The 16,123-nt window shown below is 61.9% G+C and carries 13 protein-coding genes; 9 read left to right on the forward strand and 4 right to left on the reverse strand.

Translation table 11 applies throughout. The annotated features are described in order from the left end of the window. Window positions 1–236 precede the first annotated feature (236 nt). The 4 genes from NKH91_RS28275 to NKH91_RS28290 all read left to right on the forward strand — a co-directional run bounded on the left by NKH91_RS28275 (window position 237) and on the right by NKH91_RS28290 (window position 5,052). Window positions 237–1,541: a M24 family metallopeptidase gene (locus tag NKH91_RS28275; protein ID WP_352845452.1), complete on the forward strand. Its 1,305-nt coding sequence runs from the start codon at window positions 237–239 to the stop codon at window positions 1,539–1,541. Window positions 1,542–1,561: 20 nt separating this feature from the next. Then, entirely contained in the window at window positions 1,562–2,239 is a 678-nt protein-coding gene (locus tag NKH91_RS28280) for an isochorismatase family protein (protein ID WP_352481348.1), read from the forward strand. A 16-nt stretch (window positions 2,240–2,255) separates the two neighbouring features. Beyond that, window positions 2,256–3,263 carry an alpha/beta hydrolase gene (locus tag NKH91_RS28285; RefSeq protein ID WP_352845454.1) on the forward strand — a complete coding sequence of 336 codons (1,008 nt, stop codon included), beginning with the start codon at window positions 2,256–2,258 and terminating at the stop codon, window positions 3,261–3,263. A 148-nt stretch (window positions 3,264–3,411) separates the two neighbouring features. Next, window positions 3,412–5,052 carry an ABC transporter substrate-binding protein gene (locus NKH91_RS28290; protein WP_023718789.1) on the forward strand — a complete coding sequence of 547 codons (1,641 nt, stop codon included), beginning with the start codon at window positions 3,412–3,414 and terminating at the stop codon, window positions 5,050–5,052. A 27-nt stretch (window positions 5,053–5,079) separates the two neighbouring features. Here NKH91_RS28290 and NKH91_RS28295 read toward each other — a convergent pair whose 3' ends face one another. Both NKH91_RS28295 and NKH91_RS28300 read right to left on the reverse strand, forming a co-directional pair. Next, window positions 5,080–6,567: a pyridoxal phosphate-dependent decarboxylase family protein gene (locus tag NKH91_RS28295; RefSeq protein ID WP_352481350.1), complete on the reverse strand. Its 1,488-nt coding sequence runs from the start codon at window positions 6,565–6,567 to the stop codon at window positions 5,080–5,082. Between the two features lie 25 nt (window positions 6,568–6,592). Beyond that, a complete protein-coding gene (locus tag NKH91_RS28300; RefSeq protein WP_352481351.1) occupies window positions 6,593–7,678 on the reverse strand; it encodes a PLP-dependent cysteine synthase family protein in 1,086 nt (361 codons plus the stop codon). A 222-nt stretch (window positions 7,679–7,900) separates the two neighbouring features. On the opposite strand from NKH91_RS28300, the gene NKH91_RS28305 reads away from it, so the two are divergent. After that, complete coding sequence (locus NKH91_RS28305) at window positions 7,901–9,934, forward strand: transcriptional regulator (RefSeq protein WP_352845456.1); 2,034 nt, start codon at window positions 7,901–7,903, stop codon at window positions 9,932–9,934. Window positions 9,935–10,060: 126 nt separating this feature from the next. Here NKH91_RS28305 and NKH91_RS28310 read toward each other — a convergent pair whose 3' ends face one another. Then, window positions 10,061–10,279: a hypothetical protein gene (locus NKH91_RS28310; RefSeq protein WP_031212349.1), complete on the reverse strand. Its 219-nt coding sequence runs from the start codon at window positions 10,277–10,279 to the stop codon at window positions 10,061–10,063. A 134-nt stretch (window positions 10,280–10,413) separates the two neighbouring features. Beyond that, entirely contained in the window at window positions 10,414–11,046 is a 633-nt protein-coding gene (locus tag NKH91_RS28315) for a L,D-transpeptidase (RefSeq protein ID WP_352845458.1), read from the reverse strand. 775 nt (window positions 11,047–11,821) lie between these two features. Here NKH91_RS28315 and NKH91_RS28320 point away from each other — a divergent pair. The 4 genes from NKH91_RS28320 (at window position 11,822) to NKH91_RS28335 (ending at window position 16,109) form a co-directional block, all read left to right on the forward strand. Next, window positions 11,822–12,211 carry a hypothetical protein gene (locus tag NKH91_RS28320; RefSeq protein ID WP_352845460.1) on the forward strand — a complete coding sequence of 130 codons (390 nt, stop codon included), beginning with the start codon at window positions 11,822–11,824 and terminating at the stop codon, window positions 12,209–12,211. A 34-nt stretch (window positions 12,212–12,245) separates the two neighbouring features. Further along, on the forward strand, window positions 12,246–12,680 hold the full coding sequence (locus tag NKH91_RS28325; RefSeq protein WP_352548652.1) for a hypothetical protein: 435 nt from the start codon (window positions 12,246–12,248) through the stop codon (window positions 12,678–12,680). Window positions 12,681–12,803: 123 nt separating this feature from the next. After that, window positions 12,804–13,760, forward strand: a complete 957-nt coding sequence (locus NKH91_RS28330; protein WP_352845462.1) for a PDZ domain-containing protein — start codon at window positions 12,804–12,806, stop codon at window positions 13,758–13,760. Window positions 13,761–13,799: 39 nt separating this feature from the next. After that, the gene (locus NKH91_RS28335) at window positions 13,800–16,109 is read left to right on the forward strand and encodes a lysozyme inhibitor LprI family protein (RefSeq protein ID WP_352845464.1); all 2,310 of its coding nucleotides are present in this window, start codon (window positions 13,800–13,802) and stop codon (window positions 16,107–16,109) included. The last annotated feature ends 14 nt before the right edge of the window (window positions 16,110–16,123 follow it).

Genomic DNA, 16,123 nt, shown 5'->3' on the forward strand with positions numbered 1-16,123 from the left:
CATCTCCCCCTCAAGGGGGGAGATTGGTAGCTTCGCAAGCAAAGCTCACTCGACAACTTTGGAGATTGGCGAAAGCTGAAGTGACGTCCAATCTCCCCACCTGAGGGGGAGATGGCCGGCAGGCCAGAGGGGGGTGCTGTCCGGCCACCGCTCACGGCATCCAGCACAACATTTGCGGTTTTCCGCACAACGCCCGCACGTCCTTTGCTCCATGGTCTCGCTTCCAGGAGGCACCCATGAGCATCGTCGTTTTCGACCCCGACAGCACCGAGGACGTTGACTTCAAGGACCGCATGCGGCATCCGGCTGCGGCCGATCCGGCCGGCGGCATGTGGTTGTCGGATACCGAGCCGTCCTTCATCAATGCCGACGCGCTGCGCAAGGGGCGACTGGCCAAGCTGCGCGCGTGGATGCGCGAGGCCGGCTATGGCGGCGTCGTGCTGTTCGACCCCTACAACCAGCGCTACGCCACCGGCTCGCGCAACATGTTCGGCTATTTCCTGCGCAACTCGACGCGCTACTTCTTCATCCCGACCGAAGGGCCGATCGTGTTGTTCGAATATCCGCAGAGCTACCATGTCTCGATGGTGCTCGACACGATCGACGAGGCGCGGCCGTCGAAGCTGGTCTGGTCTTCGGTGTCGGGCCGTGACGACGAAACAGCCGGCCCGTTCGCCGATGAGATCGCCGAATTGCTCAAGGCGCATGGCGGCGGCTCGATGAAGCTCGGGCTCGACCGCTGCAGCCATCTGCAGGCACTGGCGTTGGAAAAGCGCGGCTGCGACGTCCGGGATTGCCAGGGCGAGATTTTGGCGGTGCGCGCGGTCAAGACGCCAGAGGAAGTAAAATGCCTGCAGGTGTCGATGGCTGGCGCCGAGGCTGCGGTCTATGCGGTGCGCGAGGCGATCAAGCCCGGCGTATCCGAAAACGAGTTGTTCGCCATCATGTATGGCGAGGTGATCCGCCAGGGCGGCGAATTCATCGAAACCCGTTTGCTGACCTCGGGCCAGCGCACCAACCCATGGTTCAATGAGGCGAGCGGCCGCAAGATCAGGCCGGGCGAACTTCTGGCGCTCGATACCGACACGATCGGCTGCTACGGCTATTATTCGGACTTTTCGCGCACCTTCCGCTGCGGCCCGGGCAAGCCGACCGATTATCAGAGATCGCTCTACCGCATGGCGCACGATCAGGTTCAGCACAACATCGGGGTCGTCAAGCCGGGCATGGCGTTTCGCGAGATTGCCGAAAAGGCCTGGAAGATCCCGGACCGCTTCGTCGACCAGCGCTACACCTCGGTCATGCACGGCGTCGGCATGCATGGCGAGACGCCGTTCATCGCGCATGCCATGGATTACGAGACCTATGGCCGCGACGGTGTCATCGTGCCCGGCATGGTGGTCAGCGTCGAAAGCTATATCGGCGAAAAGGGCGGCCGCGAGGGCGTCAAGCTGGAGGACGAGATCCTGATCACCGAGACCGGCACCGAACTCCTGTCGCGCTTTCCCTATGAGGACGATTTCCTTGACAGGCACGTTTGAGTGCTGACAGGCAGTTTTGCATGAAAAGCCCGATCTCGATCAAGCGCGGCAAGGCGGCGGCGGTGTTCATCGATCTCCAGGAGGAGCATCGGCGGGACAAGCGCTATCTGGTCGAAGGCTATGGCGACATTCTCGCCAACGTCCAGCGGCTGCAGCAGGCGGCTCGGGCCAACAATGTGCCCCTGTACCACTGGGCCTATATCGTCGATCTCGCCACGGCACGGCCGTTCCACCCGGTCGAGGCCAACGGCAAGTCGGCGTTTTCCGACAAGGACGATCCACTGACGGCGATCTGTCCGGAAGTGGGCCCGGCGACAGGCGAGACGATGCTGGTCAAGACCGATGCCAGCGCCTTCCGCGCGGGGCCTGCCGCCGAGCGGCTGAAGGCCGATGGCGTCGAGTGGCTGGTCGTTGCCGGCGTCTGGACCGAGGCCTGCATCGATGCCACCGTAAAGGACGCGGTGGCGCTCGGGTTTCGCGTGCTGCTGGTCAAGGATGCCTGCGGCAGCGGCAGCACGGCGATGCATCAGACGGCCATTCTCAATCTCGCCAACCGGCTCTATGGCGGCGCCGTCACCACCACCGACGGCGCCTGTCGGCTGCTGGCCGGCGAGACGGTCGAAGCCTGGCAGGTCGAGGGCTCGGTGCCATTGCGCTTCAGCTACGAAAACGCCGCCCGCCTCTACGCCGAGCTCTGAGCGGGACCGCGCCGCGATGATCACCGAGGCCGATCGACCAGAAACGACAGAGCGCGGAAAATACCAAACGCTGCTCGATCCGGAGCTGTGGGCCTATATCGACCGGGTCAATGAGTCGTATCCGCCCGAGATCGTCTACATGCCGATCGACAGGCAGCGGGCGGTCTATGACGCCATGTGCCGGGCGTTCCGCGAGCCCTATCCGTCCGGTGTCAAGGCCAGCGACAGCGCGGTTCCTGCCATTGACCATGCGATCCCGGTCCGGCGTTACCAGATGGCGGGCACGGCGCCACAAGCGATGGTCGTCTATTATCACGGCGGCGGCTTCGTCCTTGGCGGGCTCGACAGCCATGACGACATCTGCGCCGAGATTTGCGCCGGCACTGGCTTTCCCGTTCTGTCCGCAGACTACCGGCTGGCGCCCGAGCATCTGCATCCGGCGGCCTTCGAGGATGCGCTGGCCGTATTCGAATGGGCTGCGGCGACGACCGGCCTGCCGCTCGTACTCTGCGGTGAGAGTGCCGGCGGCAATCTTGCCGCCGCCGTCGCGCATGCGACGCGCCGCCATCCTCGCCATGCGATCGGCCAGGTGCTGATTTATCCCGAGCTCGGCGGTGACGAGCTAGACGGCCCCGAGCTGGACGGCAAAGCGCGCGCCGGCTCCTATGTCGAGCACGCAGAGGCGCCACTGCTGACATTGCGCGACGTCGAATTCTATCGGCATATCCGGGCAGGGAAGGGGCAGTCGCCGGACGACCCGACATTTTCGCCGCTCGGCGATACGGACTTCTCTGGCCTGCCGCCGACCGTCGTCATCACTGCCGAATGCGACCCGCTGTCGGCTGACGGCAAGGCCTATCGCGATCGCATCCTTGCCGCCGGCGGCAAGGCATGGTGGCGCGAAGAGCCGCGGCTGGTGCACAGCTTCCTGCGCGCCCGCAAAACCGTACCGCGCGCCGGCCAGGCGTTTGAGCGCATAATCGCGGCAATAGCCGCGCTGGGCGGAGGTGATTGGCCTGAGTGACGCGGACCGTCCTCCAATCTCCACTGTCGCGGAACAGCGCACAACAACTGCGGAAACCCGAACACTGCTTCGGTCAGGCCAGCCCTATCATCACGCCACGTAAGGAGCCCGCATCCGCGATGCGCCGGCCCGACAGGGAGGATTTACGATGAAGTTCATGCTGACCGACCGGAAATTGCATCCGCAGGCCGAGCCCGTCGCCGATGGCTTCAAGAAAGGCCAGATGAACCGGCGCGAATATCTCGCCACCATGGCTGCGCTCGGCGTCAGCGCTGCCGGCGCGCTGGCGCTGGGCGGGCTTGCGCCGTCACCGGCCAGGGCCGAGGAACCGAAGCGCGGCGGCATCTTGCGTGTCGCCATGAACGTCAAGGGCTGGAAGGATCCGCGCACTTTCGACGGCGTGGAGATGTCCAACGTCGCCCGCCAGTGCAACGAATATCTGGTGCGCTGGAAGCGCGACTTCACCTTCGAGCCATGGCTGCTCGAGAGCTGGGAAACCAGCGACGACGCCCGCGTGCTGACGCTGCATGTCCGCAAGGGCATCACCTGGTCGAACGGCGACACCTTCAACGCCGACGACGTGATCCACAATCTGACGCGCTGGTGCGATGCGTCCGTCGCCGGCAATTCGGTCGCCGCGCGCATGGGCGCACTGGTCAACGCCGATACCAAGAAGGCCGTCGACGGCGGCATCGAGCGCGTCGACGATTTCATCGTCCGGCTCAATCTGCCCAAGCCCGACATTTCGCTGATCGCCGGCATGGCCGACTATCCGGCGCTGATCATGCACCGCAGCTATGAAGGCGACGGCGATCCGCTGAAGGCATTGGCGATCACTACCGGGCCTTGCGAACTCGTCGCATGGGACGCCGAGGTCGGCGCCGAAGTCCGCCGTAAGGACAAGCCATGGTGGAAGGGCGACTTCTACCTCGACGGCATCAAATGGGTCGACTACGGCTCCGATCCCAACGCCATGCTGTCGGCCTTCGAATCGGGCGAGATCGACACCGACCACGAAACCGCCTCCGACACGGTTGCGCAGACCGACTCCATGGGCCTGAGCAATTCGGAAATCGCCACCGGCTCGACCATCGTCGCGCGTTTCAACATCGGCAATCCGCCCTATGACGACATCAAGGTGCGGCGCGCCGCCCAGCTCGCGGTCGACAACGCCGCCGTGCTGAAGATCGGCATGGACAATCGCGGCAAGCCTGCCGAGAACCATCACGTCGGGCCGATGCATCCCGAATATGCCGATATCGGCCCGGCCGTCCGCAACACCGATCAAGCCAAGGCCCTGCTCGCCGAGGCTGGCAAGGCCGACCACGAATACGAACTCATCTCGGTCGACGTCGACTGGCAGAAGAGCACCGGCGACGCCATCGCCGCGCAGATGCGCGAGGCCGGGCTGAAGATCAAGCGCACTGTGCTGCCGGCCGCGACGTTCTGGAACGATTGGAGCAAATATCCCTTCTCCTGCACGGAATGGCTCGGCCGGCCGCTCGGCGTCCAGGTGCTGGCGCTCGCTTATAAGTCTGGCGCCGCGTGGAACGAGAGCGCCTATGCCAATCCGGAGTTCGACACTCTGCTCGACAAGGCCCTAGCGATGCCTGATCCCGGCGCCCGCAAGGAGCTCATGGCCAAGATTGAACAGAATCTGCGCGATTCCGGCGTTATCATCCAGCCCTACTGGCGCTCGGTTTACCGCACCTACCGCAAGGGCGTCCATGGCTGCGAGCAGCACCAGTCGCTCGAGCAGCATTTCGAGAAGGTCTGGCTCGATGCCTAGTCTCGCCGCTCGAAAGAAAGGCCGGCGTTAGCCCGTCGCGCCCGTCGCTGAAATCTCCTGCCCGAGCCGCACCGTTTCCCGGATCAGCAGGTCAAGATCGTCGCGACGGGTGCGGTGGTTGTTGATCGCCACCCTGAGGCAATGCTGGCCATGCACTGTCGTGTCGGAAATGGCGGCGATGCCTTCTTCCTGCAGCCTCAGCATGATCTCGGTGTTGAGCGCCTTCTGCCTCTCTCCCGTCTGCCCGTCGCCGCGGTGGCGAAAACAAACGATGTTAATGTTCACCGGTGCCACCAGTTCGAGAGCCGGTTCCGCCTCGATCAGCGCGCTGAGATGATGTCCCTGCGCAATGTTCTGATCGATCAGCCGGCCGAACTTTTCGATGCCGTGCTCTCTCAGCGCCATCCACACCTTCAGCGCGCGGAAACCGCGTGACGTCTGCAAGCCGAAATCGTGCAGCCAGTGGCCGGAGGCGAGTCCGCGCGGGGTCGATTCCAGATATTCCGGCGTCACCGCGAACGTGCCGCGATGCGCGGAGGCATCCCTAATCAGCGCGCAGCCGACCTCGAATGGCGCGTGCAGCCATTTGTGCGGATCGAGCGCGATTGAGTGGGCGCGTTCAATGCCGGCAACGCGATGCGAATTGTCCGGCGCAATCGCAAGCAGGGCGCCGATGCACCCGTCGACATGGAACCACAGATCCTCTTGTGACGCCAGGTCTGCCAGCGCTTGCAGATCGTCGATCGCGCCGGTGTTCACCGTGCCGGCCGTGCCGATCACGCAGGCCGGCTTGAAGCCCGCGTTACGGTCCTCGACAATCGCCGCCCGCAACGCAGCGATGTCGATGCGCAGCCCCGCATCGCTCGGGATGCGACGCAGTGCCCGGTTGCCGAGGCCGAGCGCCTCCATCGCCTTGCGATGGCAGGAGTGAAGCTGGTCGGAGCCATAGAAACGCAGTGGCTTGTCGATGCCGGCAACCCCGTGCTCGCGTATGTCGATGCCCGCCTTGGCGTTGCGCGCCACGGTCAGCCCGATGATGTTGGCCATCGAGCCGCCGCTGACCAGCGTGCCGCTGGCCGATTGCGGAAAGCCCATCATTTCCTTGCACCAGTCGACGACCTGGTTGTCCATCAACGCGGCGGCATGGTTGCCGCCGCCGAGATTGGAGCCCTGGATCGCCGCCAGGAAATCGCCGAGCGCGCCGGTGAAATTGCTAGAGCCCATATACCAGGACCAGAAGCGCGGATGGATGTTGCCCATCGGATAGGGCATCAGCTTCCCTGTGACGTCGCCGTAGATTTCGGCCAGCGGAGCCGGCGAACGCGGCAGCGGCGCCGTGAAGAAAGTCCTCACATCAACCGGCATCTCCTGCCACACCGGACGCTCTCTGACATCGCGCAGGTAAGCGACGGCATCGTCGACGATCCGATGCGACAGGACCTGCACGTCGGCCCAGTTCGAGGGGTCAAGCGTTTCCTCGGTGGCCGTGATGGCCAATCCAGGCCTCGTGTCCATACAGGCCGCTCCCGATGTGCCGCCGTCACGCCGGAAACTGGCAGCCGGGCGTCGACTGCGAAAGCGCAGTCTCCTCGGCGTCCATCTCGGCTTCGATGCCGTCGAACAGCGGTGTCGTCATGTAGCGTTCGCCAGTATCGGGCAGCATGCACAGGATCACCGAGCCGGGCGCCGCCTTTTCCGCGATCTGCCGCGCCACAGCGAAGGTCGCTCCGCCGGAGATGCCGGTGAAAATCCCTTCCTTCTGCGCCAGCGCCTTGGCCCATTTCATGCCCTCGGGCCCGGCAATCGGCACCACCTCGTCATAGAGGCTGGCGTCGATCGCCTCTTGCAGCACGTCCGGAATGAAGTCGGGCGTCCAGCCCTGGATCGGATGCGGCTCGAAGGCCGGATGGCTGGCGGCAGGCGCGCCACCGGCGCCGCGCTGCTGCGGCTTGCCGCTGCCGATCAGCTGCGCGTTGGCCGGTTCGGCGAGCACGATCCGGGTCTCCGGACGCTCCTGCCGCAGCACGCGCCCGACGCCGACGACGGTGCCGCCCGTGCCATAGCCGGTGACGAAGCAGTCGAGCCGCGAGCCGGCGAAATCGTTGATGATCTCGCGCGCCGTCGTCGCCTCGTGAATGGCGGCGTTGGCCTTGGTTTCGAACTGGCGGGCCAAAAACCAGCCATTGGCTTCGGCCAGCTCCACCGCCTTCTTGTACATGCCAAAACCCTTCTGGGCGCGTGGCGTCAGCACCACCTTGGCGCCCAGCATGCGCATCAGCTTGCGGCGTTCGATGGAAAAACTGTCGGCCATCGTCACCACCAGCGGATAGCCCTTTTGGGCGCAGACCATGGCAAGGCCGATTCCGGTGTTGCCGCTGGTCGCCTCGACCACGGTCTGGCCCGGCGTCAAGGCGCCGCTGCGCTCGCCTTCCTCGATGATGTTGAGCGCCAGCCGGTCCTTCACCGAGGCGGCAGGATTGAAGAACTCGGCCTTCACATAGATCGTCGCATGATCCGGTCCGAGATTGTTGATGCGGATCACCGGCGTATCGCCGACCGTGTCGAGAATGCTGTCGAACAGGCGGCCGCGCCCGGCGGTGGTTCTGATTTTCTGTTGATGCAACATGTCGATCTCCTCGCTTCGTCGTTGTCTCTTGTCGTCACGGGCCGGTTACAGACCGGTGGCTTGGGCGGCGAGGTTTCGAGACCTTGCCGCACTACATTTGCCTCCCGGCAATGTGGCCATGGCGGCATCCGGCGCGGAAATTCGCCGCCGGATGCACCGTGTCGCGTTTGGTGATAAAACAAAGGCCGACTGGCCAGCGTGGGAGCAGGCGTGGAAACGCACGTGGAATCCACCCGATCGAGCCTCGACGGCGAGGTGACCGGCCTTTCCGTGCGCCTGCTCGGCCCGCCGACGATCGCACGCAACGGCATCATCATCCAGCTCCCAAAATCGCGCAAGCTGCGTGCGCTGCTCGCCTATCTGGCGCTGGCGCCGCATCCGGTCGGCCGCAGCCGGCTCTGCGAGCTTTTGTGGGACGTGCCGAACGACCCGCGCGGCGAACTCCGCTGGTGCCTCAGCAAGCTTCGAGGCGTTCTCGACGAATCCGATCGGAGCAGGATCGAGGCACAGGGCGACACGGTCGCGCTCGACCTGAACGGTGTATCCGTGGATGCCGTGGAGATTGCCTCCGCCGCGACGAAGGGAATAGAGACGCTCGAGCTCGAACGCCTGCTGGCGCTTTCCCGGCTGTTCGCCGGCGATTTCCTCGACGGGCTGGAGATCGACCGCAGCCCGCATTTCAACAGCTGGTTGACCGCTCAGCGCCGCCGCTTCAGCTCATGCCACGCGGCCGTGCTGCAACAGCTTGTCGAGCGGCTCCCCAGCGATTCCGATGACGTGTCCGCGCACCTCGAAAAATGGCTAGAGCTCGCGCCATTCGACGGCCGTGTGCATCTGGCCTTGCTGACGAGGCTCGCCCAGCGCGGCCAGTTCGGCGCGGCCGAGGAGCATATTGCGGCCGCCGCACGGCACTTCCAGTCCGAAGACCTGGATTTCGGACCCGTTCGCGACGCATGGCGGGCAATCCGCTGTCAGCACGGCGCGTCATCATGGGTGCAGCCGGCCGTTCCGCTCTCGGTACCTCCTATCATGCTTGCCGATCCCAACGCCGCAACGTCGCGCAAGGCTTCGCTTGCGGTGATGCCGTTTATTGAACAGGCCGGCATCGGCGGCGTTCCTGGTGGCCCTCGCGGAGGGATTGCCGACGGCCTGACCCACGACATCATCACCCGCCTGGCCAAGCTCAGGGATTTCTCCGTCATCGCGCGCGGCTCGGTGTTTGCCTTGGCGGAGAAAAACATCGCGCCCGAAGATGCCGGGCGGCGGCTCAACGTCGACTATGTCGCCACGGGCATGGTGCGCTGCCAGGCGGGCCGCGTCACCGTTGCTGTCGAGCTGGTCGAAGTGCGCACCGCCAGGATAGTCTGGGCCGAGACGTTCGAGCGCAAGCCGGACGACATCTTTGCGGTGCTCGATGATATCGGCAACAGCATCGTCTCGTCGATCTCGGCCGAGATCGAGACGGTCGAGCGCAACCGCGCCATGCTGAAGGCGCCCAATTCGCTGAACGCCTGGGAGGCCTATCACCGCGGCCTGTGGCACATGTACCGCTTCACCCGCGCGGAAAACGAGCAGGCCCGGCATTTCTTCGACCTGGCCTTGAAGCTCGATCCTACCTTCGCCCGCGCTTATGCCGGGCTCTCCTTCACTCATTGGCAAAATGCCTTCCAGCGCTGGGGCGACCGCGATCAGGAGAGCGCCATGGCCTTCGAGGCAGCCGGCCAGAGCCTTCTCGTCGACGATCACAATCCGGCCGCGCATTGGGCCATGGGGCGGGCGCTGTGGCTGCGCGGCGAGCAGGACGGCTCCCTCATCGAGCTGGAACGCGCCGTCGACCTCAGCCCTAATTTCGCGCTTGGCCACTATGCCCTGTCTTTCGTCCACTCGCAGTCCGGCGACCCGAAGGCCGCGATCGGCTCATCCGACCATTCCAGGCATCTGAGCCCCTTCGATCCGCTGCTGTTCGGCATGCTGGGCGCCAGGGCGATGTCGCATGTCCGGCTCGGCCAGTTTGACGAAGCCGCCGAATGGGCGCTGAAAGCAGCCGCGCGTCCCAACGCCCATGCCATCATCCTGGCAATCGCCGCGCATTGCCTTGCGCTGGCGGGACGGCTGGACGAGGCTCAAGGTTTCGCCGCCGCGTTGCGCAAGACGCTGCCGAACTACTGCGCCGATGATTTCATCGGCACCTTCCGCTTCGAGCCGGACGCCGAGGCGCTGTTCCGGCAAGGCGCCAAGCGGATCGGGCTGAGGTGAAGCAGGCGCGGTTAGCCCGGGTTCTCTAAACCGCTCATCGCGGCTGGCCGCCCCCAAACATCGTCATGTCCGCAGCCCAAGGCGCCAATGGTCAGATAGGTCGCAAAATTCGTCGACCGGAGCGGATCAGACGGGCTCAACGGATTTGACATTGCCGTCGGTATCCACGAGGCAGCTTGTCTTCTTGCCGCTGGCATCGAGTTCGACCTGATAGGTCTTGGAATCGAGCTTGCTTGATGAAACCGGAAGTATCTTGGTGCTGTCGACGCCGCTGGCCTTGGCGACCGCATTGGCGCAAAGCAGCTGAAGGTCCGCCGGCGCCGTTTCGACCTTGGTCCTGGACAACTGGTCCTGCGGCGGCGGCGATGGCGCGCTGACGCAAGCGCCAAGGGCTCCAGCCAGGAATCCAATTGCTGTCGCCCGAATCGAAGTTCTCACTGCATTTTTTGCCGACATTGCTTGTCCCTCTCCGAATGCCCTCACACGCCTTTGTAAAGTGCCGCCCCCTGCATGAGGACGATGACCTTGGCCCCGACCTTGACGCGGGATGCGAGATCGACGATGTCGTCGTTCCTCATCCGGATACATCCCGACGACACGTCGAGCCCGATCGTCCAGGGCTCCGGGGTGCCGTGTATCCGGTAGATCGTGTCCTGGTCGCGCTCATAGAGGTAGAGCGCCCTTGCGCCGAGCGGGTTGTCCGGCCCCCCCTTCATGCCTCCGGCATATTTCACCGCCTTTGGATCGCGAGCGACCATTTCGGCCGGAGGTGTCCAGGTCGGCCACTCCGCCATACGGCCGACGCGCACGATGCCGGCCCAGCCAAACCCCTCCCGGCCCACGCCGATACCATAGCGCATGGCCTGCTGACCCGGCTGCACAAGGTAGAGAAAGTGCTGGTTGCCATCGATGATGATCGTGCCCGGCACTTCCGCGGTGCGGAACTTGACCATCTGCGGACGAAATGCCTCGGGCACTTCATTATGCGCGGCATAGTATTTGCGCGCCTTGGTGCGATCGTAGTCCACCCATTTGTGGGTTTTCGGGTCGAAAACCTGTGTTCCCGCAGCCAGCGCCGCCAACTGCTGAAGGTGCGGCAGTGCGTTAGCCAAAGAGAGCGCCTTCACGTGCCGCCTCTGCACGCTACCCGATGACAATCCGACTGGGAAGATGCTCACAACGCGGCCGCGGCCCCCACTGCGCCGCTATGCGGCACGCCGCAGCGTTGAAAAAGTCGAATGATTGAGCGGCATTTCTTTCGGCCTGCGCAACGGCTTGGCTGGATTCGAAAAAAATACCACAATAGATTCGGATTATAGCGATCATATAAGAAGCGATGCCGTCGCGCCTTTTTACAAGGCTGGGCGAGAATTCACAATAACATATGAAACTACTTGCAATAACGCGAGATAAAGAGAATGAAGCTAAGAGCGTATTCCGCAAACTTGCTTCCGATCATATTTCAGCATCTGCTAAGATAGCCGGCGCTGGTTCCGAATTATTAAGCATTTGCAAAATTCATCGCCGCAATATTGTGGTTTTTCCTTGCCGCAGGCCGAATCGGATGCAACTTTTTAGAAGCACAGCCGCGTCAGCGGATCGTTGAAACATGCTTGGGCGGACGGGGCACTAAGCATGGAGAGGAATATTGACATTCGCTAATGCGGCGGCCCCCGCTGGGAGCGTTCCCTCCCACGTAAGAGATTACGGCAACCGTCGGCTAACTCGTCGAATGCATCGCCCACAGCCTGGCTCTCGTTCGATGGCCGGCGAAGCTTTGCCCTCCTCCGATTGGCGCCAGACTTCGCGACAAAAGCGGGGATCGCCGCCTGCGATAGCCTTCCGATGCGGACGATCCGAGCCGCCAGCCAGTCGGAGGAATGAATCATGAAACTCGTAATCTGTGCGGCCTTGGCCACTGCTTTGATGGCAATCTTCGGTTGTACCACCGACGACTACGATGGTTGTCGCGGAAAGGGCTGCCTGGTTGATCGGTCCCATAAAGGGAGCCGGAAGATAGACGACCGGCCGCAGTTCGACAGGAACGGCAATCCCAACTTCGATACCAGGGGCCGTTACATCGGCTGCCATGGGCTCGGATGTAAAGTCGACGATCCTGATGACGGGGATCAAAGCATCGACGACAGGCCGCAGTACGACAAGGAAGGCAATCCGAACTTCGATACGCAAGGCAACTACCAAGGCTGCCGCGGCATCGGCTGCGAGGTCGATACACCGGACGACGACAGTTCATCGGACGATGACGATTCCGATTAGTGGACCCTCCAATACGAACGAAGAGGATGCCCTCATGTTTGAATCCAACGGTCTTATCCCGCGATGTGCCAAAATCGTGATGATCGGCCTCATGGGGTTGGGAATGACGCTGACCTTCGCTTTCGCCGCGAATGGTGCCTGCGACGGCGTAAAGGTCGATGTGACGAAGGCGCGCAAGCAGGAATATGCCCCCCTCGTTGCCTCGGCGTTGGACAACAAGGTCAAGCCTGCTCGGGTGAAGTTCATCACGATCATGGAGAACGGCAACTGGAGCGCCGCCTACGTCTCCACGCCGGTGAGCGACGACGGCGTGATGTTCTTCCAGACGGTCGACGGAAAAAAGCAATTTCGCGACGTGTGGGGCGGCTATGCCGACCCGTCGGAAAAACCTGAACTGGTATCCTGGGCGAAGAAGCTCGGAGCGCCGCAAGATCTGGCAAAGTGTTTTGCCGAGGAAGTTACGGAATGACGGTGATGATCGCAGGGGGAGAATGATTGGTGAGCGCTCCGGGGCGCCGGGCCTCTGAGATCGGTTCCAATCATCAGCTGCAGGATGTGCAAAATGCAAACTGTTCGAAAGTCCAGACTGATAATGCAGTTCGCCCGTGCATTGGCAACTTCAGTGAAAATGACGGCTGTTGTGAGTGTAGCCGTCCCGCACACGATCAATGTTGCGTATGCCAGCAAATATGATCTGCCGAAACCCTATGTTTCCCGGGCTCTTAACGCGGTTTTGATACCCATCAACCACGCCTCTCGGCACCGCTACCAGATCCCGCCCAAGCTTCGCGGGGTGTATGTCTTGGCTGTTGCACCCCATGGCGTTGCCGCGCGGCAAGGCATCCGGCCGGGTGACGTGCTTGCCACAGTGCGGCATCAACCGATTTCGACGCCGACCGATGTCGACCGACTCGTATGGGCCGCTCTTGCCGTGAGCGCTACCAGTTTTCTGTTTGGCGTGAACCGCGGAATAGAAGCCGCAGATGTCGTCGAGGTCAACACCAACATCACCGTCAACAACTTCAATACCAACATCTCGGTCAACAATATCTCGCAATGGACGAGCGTCGATAACCATGAGGAGTGGACGCAGATCGTCGATCAGTACGACGACGAGATGGAGACGGGCCTCAATGACACGAGCTATCGCGAGGACGACTCGCAGCCTGGCGACGCCAATCCGGACGCCAACGCGACCGCTCCCGATGCTGATGACAAAGACAGCACAGACACTGACGACGATAGTACGGATACCGATGCGTCGGATGACAGCACTGACAACAATAGTTCCGACGATCAGGACGTTTCGAGCGATCAGAACGACGATCAAGACTCAACGGACGGGGACGATGACAGCCCGGACGACAAGACCGACGCCGACAGTTCCAATGATCAGGACGATTCGAGCGATCAGAATGACGATGCAGACCCAACGGACGGCGGTGATGACGACAACAGCACCGACGCTGGCGACAACAGCCCGGACAACGACGCGTCGGATGACAGCACCGGCGACGCTGACGGATCGGACGACGACGGTGCCAACTAGCAGCCGACCGCGCCGGTAGTTCTAAACGGAGGGCAACCGATGAAAACCGCGATGCTGACCACTGCCATGGTTCTGGCCATGCCGGCTTTCGCATCTGCCCAGGACAAGTGCAACGACGCCGCCAAGGATCAGTCCGCCCCGAACGAGTGCGCCGATGCCGCGTCCAGGAAGTCCGACAAGAAGCTCAACGAGCTTTACCAGCAGATCGAAGCCCGCCTGAACGACGACGCGGATACCAAGACGCTTCTTGTTCAGGCACAGCGCGATTGGGTCAAATTTCGCGACGCGGAGTGCAGTTTTCAGACCGCGGGAGCGGCCGGAGGAAGCATGATACCAACGCTCATCGCGCAGTGCATGGACGGCCTGACGCAATCCCGGGTCAAAGATTTCGAGGATTACCTGAAATGCAGGGAAGGCGATGCGAGCTGCCCCGTTCCGGCAGCGAACACATCACCTGCCGTACCTCCCGTGGCCCAGGAGAACGGCCAGACCGGCCTTGCCCAGGCTGCCGACCCGATACCCATTCCATTGCAACATGTTAGGAGGCACTTCGGAACCGACAGTGATGGATTCGACTCGTTCAGACTCGGGATCATGGTGGGCATCAATGGTGCCAAGCCTCGTCTGTACAATTTCGACACCGGGTCGGATCAGTTCAACGCGGAGATCGATTCGAGTGTCCCTGGCGTAAAGCCGATGCCCGGCAGCAAGCCCAAAATATACGCCTATGGAGACGGCACCTATGGCGATTGGGTACAACAGGTCCGGTTCGACAGCCTGTCCTATTACGATCCGGATCATCCCTCGGAGCCTATCGTAACCTTCGACGGCGGCTTTGGCGCTGCTCGGGTGTTGGATTACGTCTACACCAAGGATTTCAGCGGCTTCGAGGATGCGAATGTGACGCAAAAGCCCGTGGGCCACCCCAGCGGTACACCGGTCTATGCGGATCTTAATGCGCGCGAGAGCATGCAGAAAGGCGAACCCGGTGATTCGCCGCCGTTTTACGGCACCTTTGGAGCCGGCGATTTTATCAATAAGGGGGACCAGACCGCCGCTCCAGCCAGTCAGACACAAAGCGGCTATGTGGTCTCTGCCAATGCAAATCTTGGAGACAAGACGATACCGGGCTGCGCTCCCTGCCTGACGCTGAATTTGTCCCCCAGTCTGAGGTCTCAGTTCACGGCCCTAATTCCGTGGGGCGAACTGGTGGACTACGAAGACACTCAGAGGAAATTTCCACGATCAGGCGCGAACGCATCCAATGAGTTCGAAGGGTCTTACCGTTATACAATTTCTTTTGATCATAAGGGAAAGAAGCAATCGGTTGATTTCAGCGGACCTGTTTTATTGGATACAGGAACGCACAATTTTATTTTTGTTACGACAAAACCTATTTTAGATAAGCTTCGGTCGAGAGGACTTAATATTGGTGAGAATAGTGATGAGTCAATCGACATCAAGTTTTTTGGATTCGATGATAGTATCAATAACCATGAATATGATGGTGTCGACATTTTCCGCCAAAGCGATGAGGGTGATGGCAATGGAGTTACTGTCGGGCTGCCCTTCTTTCAGTCCAATTCCGTAATGTATGATCTGGAAAACAAGACGACCGCATATTCACCCTATTTTGTCAGCGCTGCTAACTTTACGACAGACACGGCCGCCGAGGATCAAGTGCAGCTGAATCGCGCGACCAGCGAAATGGAATGGCTCGGACTGGCCGGCATCATCTCCGGCGCCGGCGACTTCACGATCGAGAAGGACGCGGACGTGCGCATGACCGGGGCCAACACCTACACCGGCACAACCCACATTGCGGCCGATGGGTACCTTACTCTGGCCGGGCCGGGCAGCGTCGAGCATTCCTCGCGCGTCACGGTCGACGGTGTGCTCAACCTCGACCAGAAAGGAAACCACCTGAAGTCCTGGGGAGTGGCGCACTCCCTGAACGGTACGGCCATTCGCAACCTGAACGGAAAAGGCGAGGTCTATCTGGGTGCGGGCAGACTGATCCTGACAGAAGCCAACGGGCAATTTGATGGAACCATAGCGGACTTTGATGACGCCGGCGGCATGAGCGGCGGCCTCGTTGTCGCCGGCGGCAAGCTGACGCTGAGCGGCAAGAACACCTATTCAGGCGTGACGGAAGTCGCGTCAGGGGCGCAGTTGCGCGTGACCGGGTCCTTGACCGGCGACGTTTCCGTCTCGGGACTCCTTGCCGTTGACGGGGAAGTCTCCGGCAAAGTCACGGTCAAGGAAGGCGGCAGGCTAACCGGTTCGGGAAAGGTCGGCAGCGTCACGGTCGCCGAAGGTGGCAAAGCGGATCCAATGAAAACCAGATAATAGGAAAGGGAAAT

It is taken from the genome of Mesorhizobium sp. M0894 (assembly GCF_040319725.1).
GTDB lineage: Bacteria > Pseudomonadota > Alphaproteobacteria > Rhizobiales > Rhizobiaceae > Mesorhizobium.